The sequence below is a fragment of the Methylophaga sp. genome, from assembly GCF_030651745.1.
Genome location: NZ_JAUSCC010000120.1, coordinates 1 through 23,021, shown reverse-complemented (window position 1 = coordinate 23,021; position 23,021 = coordinate 1). Strand labels below are relative to the sequence as shown.

The 23,021-nt window shown below is 44.7% G+C and carries 23 protein-coding genes; 13 read left to right on the top strand and 10 right to left on the bottom strand.

Annotated features, from left to right (window positions below):
- Window positions 1–78 precede the first annotated feature (78 nt).
- Window positions 79–714, bottom strand: a complete 636-nt coding sequence (gene hisH, locus Q7V21_RS13715; RefSeq protein WP_304917827.1) for an imidazole glycerol phosphate synthase subunit HisH — start codon at window positions 712–714, stop codon at window positions 79–81.
- 47 nt (window positions 715–761) lie between these two features.
- Window positions 762–1,355 (bottom strand): imidazoleglycerol-phosphate dehydratase HisB, encoded by a 594-nt coding sequence (hisB, locus tag Q7V21_RS13710; RefSeq protein ID WP_136553769.1) that lies wholly within the window; start codon window positions 1,353–1,355, stop codon window positions 762–764.
- A 97-nt stretch (window positions 1,356–1,452) separates the two neighbouring features.
- On the opposite strand from hisB, the gene fnr reads away from it, so the two are divergent.
- Together fnr and Q7V21_RS13700 are read left to right on the top strand one after the other, a co-directional pair.
- Entirely contained in the window at window positions 1,453–2,202 is a 750-nt protein-coding gene (fnr, locus tag Q7V21_RS13705) for a fumarate/nitrate reduction transcriptional regulator Fnr (RefSeq protein WP_304917826.1), read from the top strand.
- Window positions 2,203–2,311: 109 nt separating this feature from the next.
- Entirely contained in the window at window positions 2,312–2,989 is a 678-nt protein-coding gene (locus Q7V21_RS13700; RefSeq protein WP_304917825.1) for an OmpW family protein, read from the top strand.
- A 48-nt stretch (window positions 2,990–3,037) separates the two neighbouring features.
- Here the strand turns inward: Q7V21_RS13700 and murJ are convergent, their stop codons facing one another.
- The gene (gene murJ, locus Q7V21_RS13695; RefSeq protein WP_304917824.1) at window positions 3,038–4,582 is read right to left on the bottom strand and encodes a murein biosynthesis integral membrane protein MurJ; all 1,545 of its coding nucleotides are present in this window, start codon (window positions 4,580–4,582) and stop codon (window positions 3,038–3,040) included.
- A gap of 54 nt (window positions 4,583–4,636) precedes the next feature.
- Here murJ and Q7V21_RS13690 point away from each other — a divergent pair, with 54 nt between their 5' ends.
- Window positions 4,637–5,263 (top strand): redoxin domain-containing protein, encoded by a 627-nt coding sequence (locus tag Q7V21_RS13690; protein ID WP_304917823.1) that lies wholly within the window; start codon window positions 4,637–4,639, stop codon window positions 5,261–5,263.
- On the opposite strand, the gene Q7V21_RS13685 is transcribed toward Q7V21_RS13690, so the two are convergent.
- Window positions 5,260–6,168: a hydrogen peroxide-inducible genes activator gene (locus tag Q7V21_RS13685; RefSeq protein ID WP_304917822.1), complete on the bottom strand. Its 909-nt coding sequence runs from the start codon at window positions 6,166–6,168 to the stop codon at window positions 5,260–5,262. The genes Q7V21_RS13690 and Q7V21_RS13685 overlap by 4 nt on opposite strands.
- A gap of 141 nt (window positions 6,169–6,309) precedes the next feature.
- On the opposite strand from Q7V21_RS13685, the gene Q7V21_RS13680 reads away from it, so the two are divergent.
- The 4 genes from Q7V21_RS13680 (at window position 6,310) to Q7V21_RS13665 (ending at window position 10,809) form a co-directional block, all read left to right on the top strand.
- Entirely contained in the window at window positions 6,310–6,477 is a 168-nt protein-coding gene (locus Q7V21_RS13680; RefSeq protein WP_304917821.1) for a rubredoxin, read from the top strand.
- 119 nt (window positions 6,478–6,596) lie between these two features.
- Window positions 6,597–7,673 carry a DNA replication/repair protein RecF gene (gene recF / locus Q7V21_RS13675; protein ID WP_304917820.1) on the top strand — a complete coding sequence of 359 codons (1,077 nt, stop codon included), beginning with the start codon at window positions 6,597–6,599 and terminating at the stop codon, window positions 7,671–7,673.
- Window positions 7,674–7,747: 74 nt separating this feature from the next.
- Window positions 7,748–10,162, top strand: a complete 2,415-nt coding sequence (gene gyrB / locus Q7V21_RS13670; protein ID WP_304917819.1) for a DNA topoisomerase (ATP-hydrolyzing) subunit B — start codon at window positions 7,748–7,750, stop codon at window positions 10,160–10,162.
- Between the two features lie 89 nt (window positions 10,163–10,251).
- Entirely contained in the window at window positions 10,252–10,809 is a 558-nt protein-coding gene (locus tag Q7V21_RS13665) for a cytochrome b (protein WP_304917818.1), read from the top strand.
- A 67-nt stretch (window positions 10,810–10,876) separates the two neighbouring features.
- Here Q7V21_RS13665 and Q7V21_RS13660 read toward each other — a convergent pair whose 3' ends face one another.
- Window positions 10,877–12,190, bottom strand: coding sequence for an NAD(P)/FAD-dependent oxidoreductase (locus Q7V21_RS13660; RefSeq protein WP_304917817.1), 1,314 nt, complete (start codon window positions 12,188–12,190; stop codon window positions 10,877–10,879).
- Between the two features lie 138 nt (window positions 12,191–12,328).
- Between Q7V21_RS13660 and Q7V21_RS13655 the strand changes: the two genes are divergently transcribed.
- The 4 genes from Q7V21_RS13655 to Q7V21_RS13640 are packed head-to-tail and all read left to right on the top strand — an operon-like array spanning window position 12,329 to window position 15,610.
- Window positions 12,329–12,889, top strand: a complete 561-nt coding sequence (locus tag Q7V21_RS13655) for a flavoprotein (RefSeq protein WP_304917816.1) — start codon at window positions 12,329–12,331, stop codon at window positions 12,887–12,889.
- A complete protein-coding gene (locus tag Q7V21_RS13650; protein WP_304917815.1) occupies window positions 12,882–14,357 on the top strand; it encodes a DUF6513 domain-containing protein in 1,476 nt (491 codons plus the stop codon). The genes Q7V21_RS13655 and Q7V21_RS13650 overlap by 8 nt, the downstream gene beginning before the upstream one ends.
- Entirely contained in the window at window positions 14,329–14,913 is a 585-nt protein-coding gene (locus Q7V21_RS13645; protein ID WP_304917814.1) for a DUF447 domain-containing protein, read from the top strand. Before Q7V21_RS13650 ends, Q7V21_RS13645 begins: the two co-directional genes overlap by 29 nt.
- The gene (locus Q7V21_RS13640) at window positions 14,906–15,610 is read left to right on the top strand and encodes a (5-formylfuran-3-yl)methyl phosphate synthase (RefSeq protein WP_304917813.1); all 705 of its coding nucleotides are present in this window, start codon (window positions 14,906–14,908) and stop codon (window positions 15,608–15,610) included. The genes Q7V21_RS13645 and Q7V21_RS13640 overlap by 8 nt, the downstream gene beginning before the upstream one ends.
- Before the next feature lie 5 nt (window positions 15,611–15,615).
- On the opposite strand, the gene Q7V21_RS13635 is transcribed toward Q7V21_RS13640, so the two are convergent.
- Window positions 15,616–15,888, bottom strand: coding sequence for a DUF2798 domain-containing protein (locus Q7V21_RS13635; RefSeq protein WP_304917812.1), 273 nt, complete (start codon window positions 15,886–15,888; stop codon window positions 15,616–15,618).
- A 128-nt stretch (window positions 15,889–16,016) separates the two neighbouring features.
- Here Q7V21_RS13635 and Q7V21_RS13630 point away from each other — a divergent pair, with 128 nt between their 5' ends.
- Complete coding sequence (locus Q7V21_RS13630) at window positions 16,017–16,949, top strand: LysR family transcriptional regulator (protein WP_304917811.1); 933 nt, start codon at window positions 16,017–16,019, stop codon at window positions 16,947–16,949.
- A gap of 34 nt (window positions 16,950–16,983) precedes the next feature.
- Here the strand turns inward: Q7V21_RS13630 and metE are convergent, their stop codons facing one another.
- Window positions 16,984–19,263 carry a 5-methyltetrahydropteroyltriglutamate--homocysteine S-methyltransferase gene (metE, locus tag Q7V21_RS13625; RefSeq protein WP_304917810.1) on the bottom strand — a complete coding sequence of 760 codons (2,280 nt, stop codon included), beginning with the start codon at window positions 19,261–19,263 and terminating at the stop codon, window positions 16,984–16,986.
- A gap of 100 nt (window positions 19,264–19,363) precedes the next feature.
- Here metE and Q7V21_RS13620 point away from each other — a divergent pair, with 100 nt between their 5' ends.
- The gene (locus tag Q7V21_RS13620; protein ID WP_304917809.1) at window positions 19,364–20,260 is read left to right on the top strand and encodes a LysR family transcriptional regulator; all 897 of its coding nucleotides are present in this window, start codon (window positions 19,364–19,366) and stop codon (window positions 20,258–20,260) included.
- Between the two features lie 2 nt (window positions 20,261–20,262).
- Here the strand turns inward: Q7V21_RS13620 and Q7V21_RS13615 are convergent, their stop codons facing one another.
- From Q7V21_RS13615 to Q7V21_RS13605, 3 genes are read right to left on the bottom strand one after another with little or no spacing between them, the layout of a single operon-like run.
- Window positions 20,263–21,066 (bottom strand): response regulator, encoded by an 804-nt coding sequence (locus Q7V21_RS13615; protein WP_304917808.1) that lies wholly within the window; start codon window positions 21,064–21,066, stop codon window positions 20,263–20,265.
- A 12-nt stretch (window positions 21,067–21,078) separates the two neighbouring features.
- Window positions 21,079–21,633 (bottom strand): DJ-1 family glyoxalase III, encoded by a 555-nt coding sequence (locus tag Q7V21_RS13610; RefSeq protein ID WP_304917807.1) that lies wholly within the window; start codon window positions 21,631–21,633, stop codon window positions 21,079–21,081.
- Window positions 21,634–21,646: 13 nt separating this feature from the next.
- Entirely contained in the window at window positions 21,647–22,972 is a 1,326-nt protein-coding gene (locus Q7V21_RS13605; RefSeq protein ID WP_304917806.1) for a S41 family peptidase, read from the bottom strand.
- Window positions 22,973–23,021 lie beyond the last annotated feature (49 nt).

The following is a 23,021-nucleotide window of genomic DNA, read 5'->3' as shown; positions in this document are numbered from 1 at the left end:
CGCAATCGAACGCAGTGACCCTCTTTAAGATCAATGGCAGGGATTAATAACATAACGCTTTCTCCATCAAACAAATTGTCAGGACTGACCGTCCCAGTTGATAAAATTTTTCAATAACTGCAAGCCGGCATGCTGGCTCTTCTCGGGATGAAACTGTACGGCAAACAGGTTTTCTTGTGCCAGTGCCGCTGCGAACGGTAAAGCGTAATAACTACGACCAGACACTTTGCCTTCATCGACAGGTTTAACATAAAAACTGTGAACAAAGTAAAAACGACTGTTTTGTTCAATATCCTGCCATAAAGGGTGAGTATAAGTCTGTTCAACTTCATTCCAGCCCATATGAGGTACTTTTAGTCCCTGCTCGACCGCTTTGTCAAAATACACCACGTCGCCGCCGATGATATTTAAACCATCAGAGCCTTGATTTTCCTGACTGTGAGTTAATAAAGCTTGCATGCCAAGACAAATACCGAGGAATGGTTTTTGTGTAGCCACTTCAATGATAATTTTGTCGAGTTCGAGTTTTTTGAGTTCAGCCATGCAATCCCGGATGGCACCCACTCCGGGAAATACAATGTGCTCAGCTGCACGAATCTCTGCCGGATCGGCGGTAACGAGAATTTGGGTGTGGTTATCAGCCACGGCTTCCAACGCTTTGGAGACTGAGCGTAAATTACCCATGCCGTAATCAATAACTGCAACGCGACGCATAAAACAAAAACCTGAGCTAGAAAAAGAATTATTAAATCGTTAACCGATTACAATGCACCTTTGGTGGATGGCAATTGTTGCAATGCACGCTCGTCCAAGGTGACGGCCATGCGTAACGCCCGACCAAACGCTTTAAAGATGGTCTCAGCGATATGATGTGCGTTGCGGCCTTTCAGGTTATCGATATGAAGGGTGATACCTGCGTGGTTGACCAAACCTTGAAAGAACTCATAAAACAGATCAACGTCAAATTCACCAATTTTGTCGCGGGTAAAGGTCACATCAAACTCAAAACCTGGGCGGCCGGATAAATCCAAGACCACACGCGACAAAGCTTCATCCAGCGGCACATAAGAATGGCCGTAACGGATAACACCTTTTTTGTCGCCCAGAGCCTGCTTTAATGCTTGACCGATAGTGATGCCGACATCTTCAACAGTGTGATGAGCATCAATATGCAGATCGCCGTTTGCTTTGATTTGCAGATCAAACAAGCCGTGTCGGGCAATTTGCTCCAACATGTGATCGAGGAATGGCACACCGGTTTCGGATTGAAATTTTCCGCTTCCATCCAGATTGATAGAAACTTCTATTTGTGTTTCGAGCGTGTTACGCGCAACAGTGGCGCTACGAGCGGTCATTTGCTTTCCTGAAAACTGAAATAAAAACAGATAATAACTGTTTCAGTGCAGGGTTTGAAGCGTTATCATGGCCTGTGACTTTTTTAGGGAAAATAAAATGACCCAAGCCCGGATGATAACGCCACTGTTTGAGGACCTTGCCAAGGTTGAACACCATCATCAGTTAGCCTGTCAGTCATGTGCTTTATACCGGCTATGTCTGCCGCTAGGCCTGCATCGAGATGACTTGTCTAAGCTGGATGAAATCATTAAACGCAGTGCAGGTTTCAAGCGCCATCAAATTCTGTTTGAACCAGCTTCGACATTCAAGACCATTTTTGTAGTACGTTCCGGTTCGTTCAAAACCACTATTTCAGCGGCAGATGGACGTGAACAAGTCACCAGCTTCTATTTCCCCGGTGAATTTATTGGTATGGATGCGATTTATCAGCAACGCTACTCATCAACTGCCCGCGCACTGGAAGCCAGCAGTGTCTGCGAATTACCGTATGAGCGGTTACAGGAATTCAGTGCCACGATTCCAGAGTTACAAAATCAATTAATGTCACGTCTCAGCAAAGAGATGTCTGCCGATAAAAACTTATTACTGTCTTTGGGTAAAAAAACCGCCCAGGAAAAGTTGATTAGTTTTTTATTGTCCCTTTCTCAACGGTTCAGTGAACGGGGTTATTCGGCGATGTCATTTCAATTGACGATGTCTCGAAGTGATATTGCCAATCATTTGGGGTTGGCGATTGAAACAGTCAGTCGTTTATTTACACAATTGCAAGAACAGCAGTTATTAACAACGCAGGGTAAAGAGGTCACTATTCTGGATATTGCTGCATTAAAACAACATTGCGGATAAAGCCGTAGCGCTTTAGCAACATTTTATTGACCTGGATCAATGTCATAATCCAGCTACGCCGTATGATCTGAAACTGTGCATTACATTAGAACATTATCGGAGTCACATTATGAAAAAAATTCCCCTGATTTCCTCAATCTTGTTGGCCGCTGGTCTGGCCAGCCCTATTTCTACAGTTATGGCTTATGAGGCTGGTGACTGGTTAATTCGGGGGCGTATTATCAATGTTAATCCGAATGACAGCAGTGGTAGTTTGACAGTTAATGGTGTTGATACTGGAAGCAAAGGTGTAAAAGTTGACAGTGATACAGTACCAGAGTTGGATATTACCTATATGATCACGCGAAACTGGGGGGTAGAGCTGATTTTAGGGTATTCCGAACACACTGTTAAAGGTGAAAAAAGTTGGGCTGGCCTCGGTAATGTAATTGATACCAAAGTGCTGCCGCCAACACTGACTTTGCAATATCACTTTCTGCCAGACTCCAATATTCGTCCGTATATCGGTGCTGGTGTGAACTACACTTATTTCTTTGATGAAAAAGTGCCAAGCAGCTCAGTTCTGAGCAATTCTGGTGACAAAGTTAAACTGGAAAGCTCTTGGGGTTGGGCTGCCCAGGTTGGTGTGGATATTGCTATCAACCAGGATTGGTTCGTCAATATGGATATTAAATATCTCGATATTGATACCACTGCGCGGTTTAAAAATACTGCTGTAGGTTCAGCCAAAATTAACGCAGATATCGATCCATTTGTTTACGGTATTGGTATCGGTCGTCGCTTCTAAGTTACAAGACGGTTGCTCTACCCGAAGCCCTCCTGATGGAGGGCTTTTTTATGATTGAGAATGTGGTCTGACCAGCGTTTTTAACCGAACACCGCAAATGGTTAGTACGGCAAAATATACTACAGCGGACGCACCGATAAGGCCCATTAACACGCTAAACCGATGCCAACCACCCCAGTTGAGCCATTCGCTGATTACAGGAGTTAACCATAGCAGCAGCATCACCAATACGCAATTGGCTATCAGCATGCGTATAAAAAAGATGCCCCAGCCCGCAATTGGGTGATATACCGCTTTTTTCCGCAAGGTGTAATACAGCAACCCGGCATTGAGCATGGCAGATAAGGCAGTAGCTAAGGCCAAGCCAACATGTGCCAGATAAATCATCAGAACAATGTTCAATCCCATATTGCTGACCATAGCAATAATGCCGATTTTAACGGGGGTTTTAGTGTCCTGACGTGCGTAAAAGCCCGGTGCCAGAACTTTGATGAAAATAAACGGTAACAGGCCTAACCCATAAGCCATTAAGCTTAAAGACGCCTGATGTGCGTCATAAGGGGTGAATTCGCCATATTGAAACAAGGTCACTAACAACGGCTCTGCCAGAATAATCAAACCGATAGCGGCTGGCGTGCCGATTAAAAAAACCCAGCGTAATGCCCAATCGATAGTATGCGAAAACTCCTGCATGGATGAAGTCGCATGTTTCTTGGAAAGGTTGGGCAGGATCACGGTTGCCAGAGCAATACCCAAAATGCCTAAAGGGAATTCAACTAAACGATCTGAATAATACAGCCAGGAAATACTGCCGGTGATAAGGAACGAGGCCAGCAAGGTATCGAGTAGCAAATTTATTTGCGAGACCGAGACCCCAAACATGGCCGGTATCATCAACCGTAAGATTTTTTGTACGCCTTCGTCTTTCCAGCCCCAGCGAGGTTTGGGCAAGCTGCCAATTTTCATTAAGAACGGCATTTGAAACAGTAATTGCACTACCCCGCCGATAAATACTCCCCAGGCCAGGGCTTTGACCGGTTCATCTAAAAGCGGTGCAAGCCATAAAGCACAGGCGATCATCGAAATATTCAAAAATACTGGGGTAAACGCAGGTACGGCAAATTTTCCAAAGCTATTTAGAATCGAGCTGGCTAAGGCGGTAAGCGAAACAAATAAAATATAAGGAAAGGTGATTCTTAACAGCTCCCCTGCCAACTGCAGCTTTTCGGGTTGATCCATAAAGCCCGGAGCAAAAATAAGAATTAAAATGGGTGCAGCAATGACCCCTATCGCGGTGATGAAAAATAAAATACCTGCCAAGGTACCACTGGTCGCTGCAATTAGTTGTTGCAGATCCCGATCCCCCTTCTCCCGATACTCTGCCAAAACCGGAATGAAGGCTTGGGAAAATGCACCTTCAGCAAACAAGCGCCGCAGAAAGTTTGGGATTTTAAAGGCAACAAAAAAAACGTCGGATCCCATGCCCGCACCTAAAAATCGGGCAATAACAATATCTCGAACAAATCCCATAATTCGGGATAAAAAAGTCATCAAACTTACAACGAGAGTAGACTTAAGCAATTTTTCTTTCATGGTCGCTTATTGGTTAGTGGTTAAGCCTGCTAGCGTTTTTGCGGAGGACAAACGATGCAGAATATGTTTAAAAATGTCCATTCTAAGCGTTTTTTACTGACATATCTTGGCTTGGTTGCTTTATTGCTGTTGTTTTTTTTAACGATGAGCCAGCAACAGCAAAGCTTTGATTCGTCTGCTGAGCCAGACGCAATGCTGACCATGTTTGAACCAACGTTGGAAATACCACAGTTTCTTGCCCATAACGCAGATAACTCAGTGTTTACCAATGATGCGTTAGTGGGGAAATGGAGCTTTATTTTCTTTACCTCTGCCGATTGCTACGATTGTGAGGCCATTATTAAAGTCTTAGCTAATTTGAAAGCCGGGTTGGCAAACCGTGCTGTACAGGTTGTTCTGGTGGATAACTCAGGCCAGCAAGCTGCAGAATTATTGGCGCTTGGGCAGGCTCATGATCTGCAGGCACAAGTCATTACTCTATCGTCTGCCGCGACCGATAAGAATGCGTTACCAGCTTTTTTCACCAGAAGTCGAGCCTTTGCACATCAGGATCTTGGTTATGCCGTTTTTTTGGTTAATCCAAAAGGTAAATTAACAGCGCGTTTTCAGGCGCCATTTACATCAGTTCTAATCAGGCAAAGTTTTATTCAGATCCGTTCTGAATATGCGCGCAATGGTTAATGATTATCTTCCATCGCAGCGGTAAAGCTGGAGGATAATTGCTCCAAAGTACTGGTTCTGCGGAAACTCGGCCTCCATACCAAACCAATCTCGCGTTTTGCCAGACTGTCTCGTTTTAAAGGTCTTAAGCAGATATCAGCATGTCGGACCATATCCGAATTAATAGCCATATGTGGAATCAAGGTAATGCCCAAGCCACTGGCGACCATTTCTATTAAAGTATACAAGCTGGTGGCCTGGACACTGCGTCGCTGAGCAGAAGCCGGTAGCTGGCAGGCACTGATAGCATGTTCACGCATGCAATGCCCCTCCGCCAGAAGTAATAATTCATTTATGGGTAGCTGATGCGGTTGTATTGATTCATTACTGCATAGTGAGTGTTGTTTAGGCAGTGCTACCCAAAATGGCTCTTCAGCGATAATACGATAGTTCAAATTTCGGGTATTGAATGGAAAGGCTAAAATAGCCACATCAATATCACCATTTTCAACTTGTATTAATAACCTTTCTGATTGATCTTCGATTAATAGCAGTTCCAATTGCGGTAACTGTTTGCGAATACGAGGAAGCACCCGGGGTAAGAGAAAAGGACTTATTGTCGGGATAACGCCAATCCGAATTCTTCCAGCTAACGGGTTTTTCTCCGCTTGGGCTAAATCGACTAAATCATCACTTAATGACAATATCTGACGAGCTCTTTCTGCCACCTCTTCACCAATAGGAGTGGTAAGCACTTTTCGATTGGTACGTTCTAACAGCCCTACTTCTAACAAGTCTTCTAAGTCTTGTATTCCAGCACTTAAAGTGGATTGGGTAACGTGACACTTTTCCGCAGCGCGGCCAAAATGTTTTTCTTCGATCACGGCCGTGAGATATTGAAGTTGACGCAATGTAGGAAGTCTCATAATCGCTTTAGCCACTTATTTAGATGAAAATGATTTGTTGCTCTAATTTATCATAGTTTAATCAACAATTCCTGAGCCAACAAAAAAACTTGTTTGATGTAAGATGTTACAAAATTCTGAATAATTTCGGCTGGAGAAGTGATGCGTAAGTGGCAATGTTTAGTTTGTGGGTTCATCTATGACGAAGCCAGAGGGTTGCCTGAAGAGGGAATTCCGCCGGGCACAGCATGGGATGATATTCCTGACGATTGGGAATGCCCGGAATGTGGTGTCGGTAAAGAAGATTTTGAAATGCTCGAAATCGAATAAACACCACAAATATTATTTTACTGTTTCTGACGATCTCGCAGTAAAGTACTTCCTCCATTATTTGTAAGTGCTGTCATTAAATCATAATCATAAAACGAAATACTCTTATTGTTATTTAAGTGATTACCGAAATCTCCCTATCTCAGTTTCGTAATATCCAGAAGTCAGTTTTTTATCCTGCCTCAGGAATAAACTTATTGGTCGGAGAGAATGGTTCGGGTAAGACCAGTGTTTTGGAAGCTATCCATTTATTAGCTATGGGCCGCTCGTTTCGGACTCGTAATTTAAAAAACGTCATTCAAACAGAACAAAAGCAATCACAGCTTTTTGCCAGAATTCATCCTGGCATTCCTGTCGGGATGCAAGTTTCCGCTACGCTCGGAATACAGATTCGACTCAACAATGCTCCTTTGAAAAAACTTTCTGATTTAGCAAGTCATCTCCCCCTTCAATATATCCCAGCAAATTGCCATCAGTTTTTTGATCTTGGTCCAGGGTTTCGGAGGAAAGTAATTGATTGGGGATTGTTTCACGTGGAACAAGAGTTCATGTTTCACTGGCAAGCATATAAAAAAGTCCTATCACAACGAAACGCAGCTCTGCGAAACTCAAAGCCAGTTAATGAAGTTCGGGTGTGGGATTCATCACTTGTAGAGCACGGGCAAAAAATAGCTGGCTATCGCGAGATTTATCTAACAAAATTATTGGACGAGTTTATTGCTTGGTTTGGCAAACTCTGCTCGGACTTTAAAGATGCAAAGTACGCAATACGCTATTCGACTGGTTGGCCAAAAGAATCACAATTTGCAGAAGTTTTGCATGCAACAATTTCAAGAGATATTGCACTGGGATATACCCGATCAGGTCCTCATGCGGCAGATTGGTCTATCCGTATAAATGGACAGGATCCCGCCGAGATGTGTTCGCGAGGGCAACAGAAAATGTTTTTTTTAGCTATAAGCCTGGCGCAAATTTCGTTATTACAAGAGAAAACCCAGCAGAAAAGTGTATTGTTAATCGATGATATAAGTTCAGAGCTAGATGCTGAGCATCAACAATTAGCGCTGAAAAGTATTAAAAATCTTAATATACAGTCCTTCATTACGACTACAAATCCAGACCTGTTCAGCGCATTAAATAGTGAAGAAAAAGACTTAATGTTCCACGTGAAACGTGGAGAAATTAGTCAAGCATAGTCGAGCTGTCAACCGGCAACGATACATAGTAGAATGAACAATTGTGCATTACCTTGCAGTAAATGGATTAATTTATGACCACTGAAAACAATAGTTACGATTCTTCCAACATTAAAGTTTTAAAAGGATTAGACGCCGTCAGGAAAAGACCGGGTATGTATATCGGTGATACTGATGATGGAACTGGTTTGCATCACATGGTGTTTGAGGTTTTAGATAACTCCATAGATGAATCTTTAGCGGGTTACTGCACAGAAATAAATGTGCGCATTCATCCTGACGATTCAGTTTCGGTTGAGGATAATGGGCGCGGAATACCGGTAGATATGCATGAGGGTGAAGGTGTTTCAGCCGCAGAAGTTATCATGACCGTGTTACATGCCGGTGGTAAGTTTGATGATAATTCTTATAAGGTTTCTGGCGGACTCCACGGCGTTGGTATTTCTGTTGTAAATGCGTTATCAAAAAAACTAACGCTGGAAATCAAACGTAATGGTTTCATGCACAAACAAACTTATACTCATGGTGTACCCGATGCCCCACTGAAAGCGTTTGAAGAAACTGAATCAACCGGCACCAAAATTCAATTTTGGCCAAGTGAAGAAACCTTCACTCATATCACCTATGACTACAAAATTCTTGCTAAACGTATTCGTGAACTCGCCTTCTTAAACTCCGGAGTCAGAATTGTCCTGACGGATGAGCGTGATGAAAAGACAGAAGTCTTTCATTATGAAGGTGGCATAAGAGCGTTTGTTACACATTTAAATAAAAATAAAACGTTTGTTCATGAGCACGTAATTAATATCAGTGGTACCCGCGACGATGTGGTTGTTGAATTAGCCATGCAATGGAATGACTCCTATCAGGAAAATATTTATTGTTTTACCAATAACATTCCGCAACGTGATGGTGGTACTCACTTAGCTGGATTCAGAGCGGCACTGACCCGAAGCTTGAACCAATATATTGAAAGCGAAGGTTTGGCGAAAAAATCCAAAGTTGTCACCAGTGGTGATGATGCTCGCGAAGGGTTGACCGCAGTATTATCGGTAAAAGTGCCTGATCCAAAATTTTCATCACAAACCAAAGATAAATTAGTTTCCTCAGAGGTTCGTACAATAGTTGAGTCGTTAGTTAACGAACATTTCCAGGATTTCCTGATTGAAAATCCCAGCGAAGCCAAGCTGATTGCCAATAAGATGATCGATGCGGCTCGTGCCAGAGATGCAGCACGCAAAGCTCGCGAACTCACCAGACGTAAAGGTGTTTTAGATATTGCTGGCTTACCAGGGAAGTTAGCAGATTGTCAGGAGCGAGATCCTGCCCAATCAGAATTATTCTTAGTGGAAGGGGACTCGGCCGGTGGCAGTGCCAAACAAGGCCGTGATAGAAGAACACAAGCGATACTTCCGTTGAAAGGAAAAATCCTAAACGTCGAACGTGCTCGTTTTGACAAGATGATCGGCTCTGCTGAGGTCGGTACATTAATTACGGCATTGGGTTGCGGTATCGGTCGTGATGAATATGATCCGGAAAAACTACGTTACCATCACATCATTATCATGACCGATGCGGACGTCGATGGATCACATATCCGTACCCTGCTGCTGACGTTTTTCTATCGGCAAATGCCGGAGTTGATTGAGCGTGGACATGTGTATATTGCACAGCCACCGTTATATAAAATCAAAAAAGGTAAGCAGGAACGTTACGTTAAAGATGATGCTGAAATGGAGCGTTATTTGACAGAAGTTGCTTTGACAAATGCGGTGCTCTATCCAACGGCAGATGCTGTACCCATCGAAGGTAATGCGTTGGCGCAATTGGTCAATGAATATCAAACCTTAAGAGCGATTATCACCCGTTTAGCCAATCATTATTATCCGGCGTTTTTGGATGAGCTGATTTATCAGGCAGCCATTCCTGAGTTCACCAATACCGCGGCGATGAATGAATGGCTAAAAGCCATTGAGCAACGCATGAACGCCATAATGCCGACAGGAACGTACTTTGTGCTGGGTCTGCAGAAACATGATAAAGAACCTATGCCGCATGTGAACATAAGCTTTACTCGTCACGGCATCAGTAACGATTTTCATGTGCCGGGAGAGTTTTTTGCTAGTACGGAATATCAGAAGATCATGTCTTTCTCTAATAAAATCAATGGCTTGTTTGGCGATGGCGCAAGAATTGAGCGTGGTGAAAGAAATGAAAGCGTACAACATTTTGCCCAAGCGGTTAAATGGTTAATGGCTGAAGCGCGACGTGGCCAACATGTACAGCGTTATAAAGGCTTGGGTGAAATGAATCCAGAGCAATTGTGGGAAACAACAATGGATAAATCCAAACGCCGTTTATTACAAGTGCGCATATCAGACGCGATTACCGCAGATGAAACATTCAACACACTGATGGGCGATAATGTTGAACCGCGTAGAGAGTTTATTGAAACGCATGCATTGCAGGCATCTAATCTGGATATTTAAAATTAGGGAATTCTTCCCACGTAAAACAGTCACAAAAAGGTCATTCAGTAAATCTGAATGACCTTTTGTTTAATATTCAGGAGAAAAAAATGTCGATGAATGACGCTCGCTACAATCAAGTGCAAATTTATCTGCATTGGTTAATAGCAGCGATGATATTTTTCATGTTGGGCTTAGGCTTGTGGATGGTTGGTCTGCCACGTGAATCAGAATTACCCCCTGGACAAGAAAGTGTCCGGGCCTTTTGGTTTTTATTGCACAAATCAATGGGAATAACCGTTGCAGCTTTTATTGCACTAAGAGTTGTCTGGCGCTTAACCCATAAGGCCCCGCCACTGCCATCAACAATCCCGAATTGGCAACAGAGAGCTTCCTGTGCAGTGCATTTCTTACTGTATGGATTAATGATCGCTATGCCTGTAACTGGCTACCTGCAATCTATGTACAGCAAATATGACACCAAGCTTTGGGGCGTTACTCTGCCAAGACTGGCGGAGGCAGATGCCGTTGCCAGAGAAACCTTTACTGACATTCATCAGGCATTAGCGTATTTATTTATTGTGGTATTAGTGTTGCACGTTGGTGCGGCCATAAAACATAGACTGAGCGGCACAGAAGTAACCCGTAGGATGTCTTTGTGGAAATAAGCGACCTGAGTAACCAAATATAAAAAAGGCCCTGAAAAGGGCCTTTTTTTTTAGAAAAAAATGAAAATTAATGTAGTTTGATTTTTGGATGTACGCTGCGACGGAACAAATGTGACAGCGAAAGCATCAGTACCCGGAATGGACCAAATAAAGCAACTTGATGCATTTTGTATAAAGATAAATACATTAACCGCGCCATCAAGCCTTCAACTTTCATGCTGCCTTTACTTAAGTTGCCCATCAGATTGCCAACTGTGCCATAGCGACCCAACGACACCAGAGAGCCATAATCATGGTAATGATATTCAGGTAGCTCTTTGTCTTTCATGCGGTTGATAATGGATTTATAAACCAGAGAAGCCATTTGATGAGCTGCCTGAGCACGTGGCGGAACATTTTGATCCTGGCCAATCCACTTGCATGCACAGCAATCACCAATGGCATAAATATCATCATCAAACGTGGTTTGCAGAGTTTGCTTAACGACGAGCTGGTTCATCCAATTGGTTTCAAGCCCATCAATATCTTTGAGAAATTCAGGTGCTTTGATACCGGCGGCCCATACCTTGATTGCGGCAGGAATATCACGACCACTTTGAGTTTTGATGGCTGATTCAGTGACTTCGATAACGCGCTCGCCAGCCAAAATCTGCACACCAAGTTCATTTAACTCTTCATGGGCGGCCGCAGAAATATTTTCTGGTAAACCGGGCAGAATCCGATCAGCGGCTTCAATAAGTGACAGTTTGACGTCTTGCGGTTTAACTTCATCTAAGCCATAAGCATTGAGCAGATGAGAAACCTCATAGAGCTGCGCACAAAGTTCAACACCGGTTGCGCCAGCGCCAACAATAGCAATGTTCAACTGACCTTCATCTAATGGTCGACCTTGTGTATGAGCGCGCAAATAGGATTCGAGCAGCTGATTCTGAAAAAATTCAGCTTGTTTAGTGGTATCTAAAAACAGGCAGTGATCACGTACACCTTTGATACCAAAATCGTGACTCACACTGCCTACGGCAATGATTAAATAGTCGTAATCAAAGGTACGACGCGGGATGATTTCCACTCCCTCATCATTATAAGTTGGTGCCACCATAATCTTTCTATTCTGGCGATCCAGACCATCCATTTTCCCGAGGCGAAAGCGAAAGCCACTGCACATTGCCTGGCTGAGGTATTCAATTTCGTCTTCATGGGAGTCGAGAGTACCGGCTGCAACTTCATGCAGCAGCGGTTTCCAGATATGGGTATGCGTGTTATCTACCAGAGTCACTTGGGCTTTCTTCTTTTTACCAAGCTTTTTGCCAAGTTTAGTAACGAGTTCCAGGCCACCTGCCCCACCACCAACAACAACTATTTTTGGTACTGCTTCTGACATAGATATGCGACTCCCATCAATCCGTTGCAAAATGTGTGGTTAATTTTAACTTATAATATTAGGCACAACCTATCTAATTTTTACTACTAAGTCAGACTCTGGCAAAATTCACCACTTAATATCAAGTGAGATAGAACAATGCAATCAAGGCCTGAAAAGCCAAAACTGGCCTGGGCAATAACCGGTTCAGGCCATTATCTTGATGAATGCCTGGAAATAATTCGTGATTTACCCGATGTAGACTTGTTTTACAGCCGCGCTGGAGAAGAAGTTATCCGCATGTATGGACATGATCCCAAGGCATTGAATAATGGTGGGCATGTATACCGGGATCGCGCTGCCAGTTCACCGCCAGTTGGGCTATTCTATCGTGGTGATTACCACACACTGGTAGTTGCGCCGGCGACTTCAAATACTGTCGCTAAAATGGTCATGGGATTATCCGATACCCTCGTTACCAATGTTTATGCACAGGCAGGAAAGTGTCGTGTACCCAGCATTGTGTTGGCATGTGATGCTATTCCAGAAGTTGACACCCCTGCTCCGGACCGTATGGTGCGCTTATGGCCCAGAGCCATTGATTTGGCTCATACCGAAAAACTACGAAGCTTTGAAGCAACCACCGTTGTGGATTCAGCAGAAGCGTTGTACGAAACACTAAAAAAACGTTTGGAACAAGTTAACGCCAATCATGGCTGAAACCATTCTTTTTCTCACCGGTAAACTTGCTCAACCGAGTGTTGAAAAAGTGTTGCATGAAATGGCACCACTGCCATTTAACTACAGGGTGCACCAACTGGGCTTGTCCGTTGCTGCATTAATGACCGATAAAATGATTGCCCGGCGATTGAAACCGGAAGATTACGCAGGCTGTAAACAGATTATTGTGCCTGGACGTTGTCGGGGAGATTTAGCTGAATTGAGTAAACACCTGGGCATTGAAGTGCTCCGTGGTCCAGAAGAGATTAAGGATCTACCGTTGTTTTTTGGAAAAGCACGCAAAATTCCCGATCTCAGTCGCTATGATGTGAATATCTTTGCAGAGATTGTTGATGCCCCACAACGGGATATTGCGGGGATTCTTGAGCGTGCCAACTACTATCGTCAATCTGGCGCAAACGTGATTGATATTGGTTGTTTGCCGGAAGAAAAATTTCCGTTAATGGAAGAAGCTATCGCCGCACTGCATGAAAACGGCTTTAAAGTTAGTGTGGACTCACTTTCAATAGATGATTTGAGGAGAGCGGTTAAAGCAGGAGCGGATTATCTGCTTAGTCTGACCGAAGACACCATCGATCTGGCTAAAGAAACCGACGCGATTCCAATTCTAGTTCCTGCTGAACCAGGTTCGTTGGCATCGCTTGAGCGTGCAATGGAAGCGATGGATAAAATCGGTAAACCGTGGATAGCCGACCCGATTCTCGATCCGATCCACTTTGGTTTGACCGACTCGATTGTCCGCTATCATACGCTCAGGCAAAAATATCCCGATGCACCGATGATGATGGGCGTTGGTAACCTCACCGAATTAACGGATGCAGATACCAGCGGAATAAATGCCTTATTGTTTGGCATTATTTCTGAATTAAAGATCACCAATGTGCTGGCAACCGAAGTCAGCCCGCATGCACGCCGAGCAATAAAAGAAGCGGATATTGCCAGACGCATGATGTTTGCTGCCCGTGATGATAATAGTTTGCCAAGAGATATCACCGCCGATTTATTAGTCAGCCATGAGCGCAGGCCCTTTACTGATACCGAACAGGAAATTATTCAGCTATCGGAAAATATAAAGGATCCGAATTATCGCATTAAGATTGCCCCACAAGGCGTGTATGTCTTTAACCGGGATGGGTTAATACAGGATACCGATCCATTTGCCTTTTACCCGCATTTACAAGTCAAGGATGATCCAGGCCATGCCTTTTATCTTGGGGTGGAATTAGCCCGAGCACAGATCGCCTGGCAACTCGGCAAACGTTATACCCAGGATGAAGATTTACAATGGGGTTGTGCGGTTGAAGTTGACCAGGAAGATCTTACTCAGCAAAAAACGGAAGGCACGACAATGAAAAAACGCAGCCAGCGAGCATGCGGAACTGCCGAAGCTGAAACACCAATAAAAAAGGAGCGCGCCTGTGGCACGGCTGACCAGCAGGATACATGAAGTTATCGTCACAACCTTATCTGCGGATGGCAAACCGCATTCTGCACCAATGGGTATATCAGAAGTAAATGGTCACTTTCATATTAAGCCATTCAAGCCTTCCAGTACCTACGATAACCTGATGAGGCATGGGCAATGCACAATCAATTTCGTTGATGATGTGCGAATTTTTGCCGGCGCATTAACAGGGTATCGAGACTGGCCTACTTCACTGTGCCAACAGATAGAGGGTGAATATATTACTGATGCGTTGTCACATATCGAACTGGAAATTGTAAGACTGGATGATACAGATCCGCGGGCCTGCTTTTATGGTGCGGTGATCTGCGATGTGAACCATAAGCCTTTCAGAGGGTTTAACCGCGCTCAAAATGCTGTGATTGAAGCTGCAATTCTGGTCAGTAGGCTGAACATGTTATCTGAGCAGAAAATTCGTGATGAGATTGCTTATCTCAGTATTGCGATCGATAAAACAGCTGGTGAGCGTGAACTGGAAGCCTGGGGCTGGTTAATGGAAAGAGTTAAACAAGCTGGAATCGAATTAAATCATGACTAAGTGGTTAGCGAGCGTACAGTCGCTTGAGGAGGCACAAACACTGGTTGAGCACCTGCCAGATATCCTGGACATGAAAAATCCATCACAAGGCGCTCTGGGGGCATTAAATCACCAAACAGTTGCAGAGATTGTGCACTGGATAAATAAACGTTGCCTGTGCAGTGCCACGGTCGGTGATTTAACTATGCAAGCAGAGGTAATAGCGCCAGCTATTGATGATATGGCAGCTACCGGTGTGGATTTCGTTAAAATCGGTTTATTTGCTGAGCCCGAACTGTTGCAGTGCATTGAACAACTTGCGGTTAACATTAAGACTTTGCAAACACCGGTCATTGCCGTTTTATTTGCCGACCAGTTGCCAGAGCAGAACTTGATACCAGCACTCAAAAAAGCCGGATTTGCCGGGGTGATGCTGGATACCGCGCATAAAAATGGGCTGGGATTGTTAAATCATTTACCGTTACATCGATTGGAAGACTTTATTGTAGAAGCTAAACAATCCGGCCTTTTGTGTGGTTTAGCTGGTGCACTGAAGATGGACGATATAACGATTTTGAAACCATTGGATGCAGATTATCTGGGGTTTCGTAGTGCCTTGTGCCTTCAGCAACGTCGTACCAATCGGCTGGATCCTGATCTCGCTAAACAGCTACAGAATCAGATCAATACACCGTTGCCAAAGGCCAAAGCAGGCTGACTTTTTCAGGCAACCGTTCGTTTAACCAAAGCCATTACCAAAGGACGAACGATCAAAATACACACAAATGCTGCTGGCATCGCCACTTTATAGGCAGCCAGCGCATCAAACAGTAAATGCCCATTAACTCCTTGATGTACCGCTGTAATAATTAAGCACATCAACGCTGCCATAATGGCTGACATATAAAAAGCAAAAACCAATGGTGTCAGTCTGGCTGGCAGTTTGCCAAAACTTTTACCTGACACGTCAATTGTTGGAATAGAGTTATTTTTCATCTGCAGCCTCCTGCTCGTTTAATGCTGGCTACTTTACTGCTTGTCCCAAGTAAGTAGTAGACGCTAGACACTATAAAGACTCATAAGCTAACCTTACGAAACAATAGAATAAAAGATGTTAAAAGCTTATGGATACAATGCGAGGTGTGGAAACATTTGTTCGAGCTGTAGAGCTTGGCAGCATTGCAGCGGCAGCAAGACGACTTGGAATCAGCGCAGCTGCGGCCAGTCAAAATATTGCTCGACTGGAAACTGCATTGGGGGCCCGATTATTAACGAGAACCACTCGTAGTTTGGCCTTAACCGATAATGGTGAGGTCTATTTCCAGCGCGTTAAAGGTTTGCTGAACGAGCTGGAGCTAGCCAAACAGGCAGTATCTGCCATGCAAGGTGAAGTTGGTGGCAAGTTGACTATTGCGTGCTCAGCAGCATTTTCACGGCATGTTTTGGCACCGTTAATTCCAGGGTTCAATCAGCTTTACCCACAAATCAGTCTGGAGTTGATCGCCACCGATCGGCGTATTGATCTCATCAAAGAAAGCGTTGATATCAGTATTCGCATTCGTCAGCAGCTGCAGGATGGTCTGGTTGCCAGACGCATTGCGACGTTACCTTTTATTTTCTGTGCATCACCGGATTATCTTGAGCGTGCGGGCTATCCGGATACTCCGCAAGCCTTGTTAAATCATGATTGTTTGATGTTTCGAATCCCGGTGGATGGGCGTATTTTCCGCTGGGCTTTTATTCGGGATGGCCGACGTTATGAACCGGATATCAGAATCACAGCAGTAAGTGATGATATTGATGTATTGGCCAGAATGGCGGCAGCGGGCGGCGGCATAACCCGACTAGCAGCGTTTGTTGCAGAACCCTATCTGAAAACAGGGCAGTTACAGCAATTATTTAATGCTGAGCATGCTCCGGAGGTTCAGGTAGAAGCTGAGCCTTTGGAGTTTTATTTTTGCATGGCCGATCGATATGCCAATACTCCTAAAGTAGCCGCGTTTTATGATTATCTATATGAGCATTTGCCGGAGAAATGGCATGCAAAAACCGGGTAAAAGCTAATTACCCCTACCCGGTTTTGTTTTTACGTCATGCTGCCAGTTTTTGTCTTAGTGACCGCGCTGCAGATACCATGGCTTTCAAGGCTGGTTCGACTTCTTCCCAGCGGCGTGTTTTCAAACCGCAATCAGGGTTTACCCATAACTGCTGTTTATCAATTCGCTGTGCGGCGAGTTGCAACAACTCCACCATCGACTGTTCCGAGGGAATATTCGGAGTATGAATATCGTAAACCCCCGGTCCAATAGCGTTGGGATAGTCAAAATCACGGAACACATCGAGCAATTCCATCTGCGAGCGAGATGTTTCAATGGTGATGACATCAGCATCCATTGCCGCGATGGCTTCAATAATGTCGTTAAACTCGGAATAACACATATGGGTATGGATCTGCGTTTTATCGGTGACGCCATTAGCACTGATTTTGAAGCTTTCCACGGCCCAGTCGAGATATTCCTGCCATTGGGATTGACGCAACGGCAGACCTTCACGGAGTGCTGCTTCATCAATCTGAATGATTTTTACGCCGGCATTTTCCAGATCAATGACCTCATCACGAATCGCCAATGAAATCTGTTTACAGGTTTCACTGCGTGGCTGATCGTCACGTACAAAAGACCAGTTAAGAATAGTCACTGGCCCTGTTAACATGCCTTTAACCGGTTTGTCGGTCAGGGATTGGGCATAGCGGATCCACTCTATAGTCATCGGTCCCGGGCGTGATACATCGCCAAAGATAATCGGCGGTTTAACACAGCGTGAACCATAGGATTGAACCCAGCCATTGTCGGTAAAGGCAAAGCCTTGCAGTTGTTGACCGAAATACTCGACCATATCGTTACGCTCTGCTTCACCATGTACCAATACGTCCAAATCAAGATCAAGTTGCTTATCGATTGCATAGCGAATTTCCGCGTGCATCTGCTGTTGATATTCAGCATCACCAATTAAACCGGTGCGATATTGTTTTCGCGCCTGACGGATCAAATTGGTTTGTGGAAACGAGCCGATGGTGGTGGTCGGGAATGCGGGTAATTGCAGATCAGCTTGCTGGATCGCAGCACGTTGAGCATAGTCGCTTTGGCGCAGAGCCTGTTCGGGCTGAATGGCTGCGCAACGTTGTTTTACCGCAGGATTATGCACACGGATCGATTGCTGACGGCGTTGAATCGCCAGTTTATTTTCAGCCAATTGCTCAGCAACACTTTCTCGTCCGGTATTGAGTGCTGTGGCTAATAGTTGGAGTTCAGCAAGTTTCTGTACAGCAAACGCTAACCAATCACGCACCTCAGCATCGAGATCCTGCTCGGACGCCAAATCAATCGGCACATGTAGCAATGAACAACTTGGCGCCAGCCATAAGCGATCAGCCAGCCGTTTATGAATAGGTTCCAGCAGATCAAGCGCCTGATTGAGATCGGTTTTCCAGATATTTCGTCCGTTGATAATGCCCACCGATAACACTTTATGAGATGGCAGCCAATCCACTACTCGAGTAATTTCATCTGCTGCATTAATAGCATCGATATGTAAGCCTGCTGTAGGGAGTTCACAGGCTAATTGCAGGCTTTGTTGCAGCTGGCCGAAATAAGTCGTCAATAGCAGTTTGACCCCCGTCTTTGCTAAGGAAAAATATGTTTTTTGCAAAGCTTGCTGCCATTCTGCCGATAGCTCCGTTACCAGAATCGGCTCATCAATCTGCACCCATTCAACACCGTTAGCTGCCAACTGACCAAGAATTTCAGCGTAAACCGGCAATATTTTTTCTAACAATGTCAGTTTGTCACTTTGATCTTTGCTTTTCCCGAGCCATAAATAGCTAACTGGACCGAGCATAACCGGCTTGACTTGGTGACCTGCTGTTTGAGCTTCTTTGACTTGCGTTAGCAAACGTTCAGGATGCGCCGAGAAGTCGGTATCAACAGTAAATTCAGGCACCAGATAATGGTAATTAGTATCAAACCATTTGGTCATTTCTGCTGCAGCGATTTGATAATTACAGCAGTTAGAACCTGCCTGTCCCCGAGAGGCTTGAAAGTATTGGGTTAACGCATCGGCATTTTTATCAACGCGCGCTGGCAGATTGCCCAGCAGCTGACTGGTATCCAAGACATGATCGTAAAACGAGAAATCACCTACGGGCTGCCAGTCTAATTCAGCTTGGATAGCCAAATGCCGTAAACGAAGTGTTTTGCCGGTTTCTTCTAAAGCCTCAGCATTTGTTTCGCTTCGCCAATATTGTTCCAGAGCAAATTTTAATTCGCGTTGTCGGCCAATACGGGGAAAGCCAAGATTATGTGTGCTGACCATTCGATATCCTCTCAATCGGTTTTAAAGCAGCCCATTGTAATCAGCTTGATTGATGAGTAATAATGATGATTATTAACTAATTGATGAGATATATTCATAAGTGATTGAGCGAGCGCATTTACGCATTATTCAGGCATTGGCTGAAAACGGCAGTTTAACGGCGGCAGCTAATGCATTATTTGTCACCCAATCTGCTTTATCACACCAGATCCGCTATCTTGAGCAGAAATTGGAAATCAGTTTGTGGCAGCGCGATGGACGAAAATTAAGACTGACTCAGGCTGGCGAGTTGATGTTGCAGGTAGCTCAGCAAGTTTTACCTGTTTTAGAGCAGACCGAACAAACCTTGCAGGCATATGCTGAAGGCCGTGCAGGAATACTGCGCATCGGCGTGGAATGTCATCCCTGTTATGAATGGCTGAAAAAAATATTGGCAGATTACTTACGGGAAATGCCGCAGATGGATGTGGATATCGTGCATCAATTCCAGTTTTCCGGAATGGAAGGTCTGTTAAATCATCATATTGATTTGCTGGTGACACCGGATGCGGTTAATCAGGTTGGAGTGCTTTACCAGCCGATGTTTGATTATGAGCTGGTGCTGTTGGTGGAAGAAAATCATCCATTAGCCCGGCAAAGCTATATTGAGGCATCAGCTCTACAGAATGAGTTATTGCTGACCTTTCCGGTAGCCCACGAACGTCTGGATGTCTTTACTCAGTTTTTAATGCCAGCGGGTATTGATCCACGAAGTAAAGCAATGCAATCCATGGATATTATGGTGCAAATGGTGGCCTTAAAAAGGGGTGTAACGGTGTTGCCTAACTGGTTGGCGTTGGAGTTTTGTCAAACCCTTCCGGTAAAAGCAATACGCCTTGGCAAAAAAGGCCTGGATAAAAAACTGTTTGCTGCTATCAGAGAGACGGATGAAGAGGTCGGTTATTTACAACGGTTTATAACTCTCGGCAAACAATCCAGGATACTCTCTACTCTCTAACGTTAGGCACGTTCGTCCAGAACACGGTACAAGATTTCACGGATGGATTGTGGTTCAAATGGTTTATCAAGAATGGCAGATACCCCGGCCTGTTCCACCTGGCCCAAACGGGTCTGATTCTGTTCGCTGGTAACCACTAAGATGGGAACAAAGGTATTGCCCATTTCACTGCGGATATGTTCCACCAGAGCTTGACCATCCATTTTGGGCATATTCAGATCGGTCACCACCAGATCAAAAGTCTGTTGCTTGAGTTTTTCAATGGCCTCAATACCGTTTTCAGCCTGATGGATCTGGTTGATCCCCATATTTTGAAACACACGACAAAGATGATTGCGCGAGACCAAACTATCATCCACCAGTAACACTTCCAGCTGATCGACTTCATAATTCTGCAGTTCAATTTCGGCGGGATCTATGTGTTGCAGAGTAGTGCGGATAGCTCTTTGCAGATTCGCGTGATCGAAAGGTTTCGGTAGAATGGCGACCACCCCGGATTGGCGCAATGGCTCCAGGGTTTCAATGTTTGACTCACTGGAGATCAGCATAAAATGCGTATTTTCAAGATTATCCAGGCGACGTATTGAAGCAAGTAATTCGGTCGCCGTCATATCGGGCAGATACATGGCGCTGATCACCAGATCGGGGGGATATTTTTGCATGGCGACAATGGCTTGAGCACCATCGTGAACACCATCTATTTTTTCTACGCCAGCCTGGCGTAGTTCACGCATGATTATTTTTAGCTGAACCGAAGATGGCTCAACCAGTAATATCGAGAGTTCTGACTCATCAAGTGAATACATGCTGATTCCGTTTTAGCGAATAACGAGGCCCGCTTCGACTTGGTTACGGGTGGCTTCATCGATTAATTTTTCAATAATCATCAGGGCAAAAGCCATGGCGGTTCCTGGTCCACGAGAAGTGATGACTTTTTTATCACAAACGACAGCATCATTACTGAATTGAACTGCTGGCCATTCTGCAGGCTCAAGTACGCCGGGATAACAACTGACTTTACGCCCATTCAGCAGACCTGCATGAGCTAAAACCATTGGTGCGGCACAAATGGCACCAATCCATTTGTTGCCATTATGTAACCGTTTAATCAGGCCGTGAATACGTGGATCCGCATCAAGATTATTGGTGCCGGGTTGTCCACCTGGCAAAACCAGCATATCAAACTCATCATCCATTACTTGTTCCAGAGTGGTATCCGCTACTAAACGGACACCACGACTGGCGGTAATTTGCTGATGTTCGGTCAAGCTCGCGGTAATGACATTTATCTCTGCTCGACGCAGTAGATCAATCAAAGTCACTGCTTCGAGCTCTTCGCAACCTTCTGCTAAAGGAATCAGTACGGTTGCCATGATAAAACCTGAATTAACGTTTGCTCAAAATATGCATGCCTTTCAGCAGGTTCAATGCCTGAGACAATGGATAATCACGTAACGCTAATGGCAGTTTTTCTTCCTCGTCCGCAGCTTCTTCTTTTGGAGCCGTTTCATTCAGTTGATCAAGCAAGCCATTTTCCAAATGGCGGCTCAGATCTGCTTCACGCAACGGCTGAAAACCATTATCTTCGGCTGCACTGATTTGCAGGGCATCCAGCTTGATATCCGGTTCAATACCATCAGCCTGGATTGAACGGCCGGATGGCGTGTAATAGCGTGCAGTGGTCATTTTCACCGCAGTATCGTTGGTCAAAGGCATAACCGTTTGTACCGAGCCTTTACCGAAGGTTTTAGTACCTAGAATCACGGCACGTTGGTGATCTTGCAGCGCGCCGGCCACAATTTCAGAAGCCGATGCTGAGCCGCCATTTACCAGAACCACAATTGGCGCACCATTTAACATATCGCCAGGTTTGGCATGGAATTTTTGATCAGAGTCGTGAAGACGGCCTTCGGTGTAAACAATCATCCCTTTATTGATAAAAGCATCAGAAACTTCCACGGCCGCATCTAAAACGCCGCCCGGATTGTTACGTAAATCCAGTACCAGCCCTTTCAATTTACCGCCATTATCGGTTTTTAATTGATTAATCGCATCACGCAGGTTTTGGCCAGTTGGTGATTGGAATGTACTGACGCGCACGTAGCCATAGCCGGACTCCAGAGTTTCTGAGCGAACGCTTTTCACTTTGATAATCGCGCGAGTCAGTTCAAGCTGAAGTGGTTTATCGGCCCCTTCACGAATGATGGTCAACAAAATTTTGCTGCCAGGTTCTCCGCGCATAATATCGACAGCTTCGTTCAGGCTTAAACCTTTCACTGGCGTGTCGTCCAGACGAATAATTAAATCACCGGATTTAACACCAGCTTCAGCGGCTGGCGTTTCATCTATAGGAGCTACGACTTTAACAAAGCCATCTTCCATTGAGACTTCAATACCCAATCCGCCGAATTGGCCAGAAGTGCCTTCGCGCAAATCTTTAAATTCTTTCAGGTCAAGGTAGGCTGAATGCGGATCAAGTCCCGAAAGCATGCCGCGAATGGCATTTTCCAATAAGGTCTTGTCTTCAACCGGTTCGACATAGCTGCTTTTAATGCGACCAAAGATTTCAGAGAAAGCTCTTAGATCATCGATTGGCAAGTCAGGTTTAACGACAGGGTTTTTATCGGCTAACACCATTTGGCCAAAAATCAATGTGATGCCGATAATGACACCCGCTGTTACCAGCGCAAAATCACGTTTCAAAAAGCGCATATGAACTTCATTCCTTATTTCTAGTTAACCTTGCTTGCGCAGCCATTGT

What these genes read in the sequence shown, in the direction of transcription:
- hisH (WP_304917827.1), bottom strand. Translation starts at nt 714, where the DNA reads ATGCGTCGCGTTGCAGTTATTGATTACGGCATGGGTAATTTACGCTCA.
- hisB (WP_136553769.1), bottom strand. Translation starts at nt 1,355, where the DNA reads ATGACCGCTCGTAGCGCCACTGTTGCGCGTAACACGCTCGAAACACAA.
- fnr (WP_304917826.1), top strand. Translation starts at nt 1,453, where the DNA reads ATGACCCAAGCCCGGATGATAACGCCACTGTTTGAGGACCTTGCCAAG.
- Q7V21_RS13700 (WP_304917825.1), top strand. Translation starts at nt 2,312, where the DNA reads ATGAAAAAAATTCCCCTGATTTCCTCAATCTTGTTGGCCGCTGGTCTG.
- murJ (WP_304917824.1), bottom strand. Translation starts at nt 4,582, where the DNA reads ATGAAAGAAAAATTGCTTAAGTCTACTCTCGTTGTAAGTTTGATGACT.
- Q7V21_RS13690 (WP_304917823.1), top strand. Translation starts at nt 4,637, where the DNA reads ATGCAGAATATGTTTAAAAATGTCCATTCTAAGCGTTTTTTACTGACA.
- Q7V21_RS13685 (WP_304917822.1), bottom strand. Translation starts at nt 6,168, where the DNA reads ATGAGACTTCCTACATTGCGTCAACTTCAATATCTCACGGCCGTGATC.
- Q7V21_RS13680 (WP_304917821.1), top strand. Translation starts at nt 6,310, where the DNA reads ATGCGTAAGTGGCAATGTTTAGTTTGTGGGTTCATCTATGACGAAGCC.
- gyrB (WP_304917819.1), top strand. Translation starts at nt 7,748, where the DNA reads ATGACCACTGAAAACAATAGTTACGATTCTTCCAACATTAAAGTTTTA.
- Q7V21_RS13665 (WP_304917818.1), top strand. Translation starts at nt 10,252, where the DNA reads ATGTCGATGAATGACGCTCGCTACAATCAAGTGCAAATTTATCTGCAT.
- Q7V21_RS13660 (WP_304917817.1), bottom strand. Translation starts at nt 12,190, where the DNA reads ATGTCAGAAGCAGTACCAAAAATAGTTGTTGTTGGTGGTGGGGCAGGT.
- Q7V21_RS13655 (WP_304917816.1), top strand. Translation starts at nt 12,329, where the DNA reads ATGCAATCAAGGCCTGAAAAGCCAAAACTGGCCTGGGCAATAACCGGT.
- Q7V21_RS13650 (WP_304917815.1), top strand. Translation starts at nt 12,882, where the DNA reads ATGGCTGAAACCATTCTTTTTCTCACCGGTAAACTTGCTCAACCGAGT.
- Q7V21_RS13640 (WP_304917813.1), top strand. Translation starts at nt 14,906, where the DNA reads ATGACTAAGTGGTTAGCGAGCGTACAGTCGCTTGAGGAGGCACAAACA.
- Q7V21_RS13635 (WP_304917812.1), bottom strand. Translation starts at nt 15,888, where the DNA reads ATGAAAAATAACTCTATTCCAACAATTGACGTGTCAGGTAAAAGTTTT.
- Q7V21_RS13630 (WP_304917811.1), top strand. Translation starts at nt 16,017, where the DNA reads ATGGATACAATGCGAGGTGTGGAAACATTTGTTCGAGCTGTAGAGCTT.
- metE (WP_304917810.1), bottom strand. Translation starts at nt 19,263, where the DNA reads ATGGTCAGCACACATAATCTTGGCTTTCCCCGTATTGGCCGACAACGC.
- Q7V21_RS13615 (WP_304917808.1), bottom strand. Translation starts at nt 21,066, where the DNA reads ATGTATTCACTTGATGAGTCAGAACTCTCGATATTACTGGTTGAGCCA.
- Q7V21_RS13610 (WP_304917807.1), bottom strand. Translation starts at nt 21,633, where the DNA reads ATGGCAACCGTACTGATTCCTTTAGCAGAAGGTTGCGAAGAGCTCGAA.
- Q7V21_RS13605 (WP_304917806.1), bottom strand. Translation starts at nt 22,972, where the DNA reads ATGCGCTTTTTGAAACGTGATTTTGCGCTGGTAACAGCGGGTGTCATT.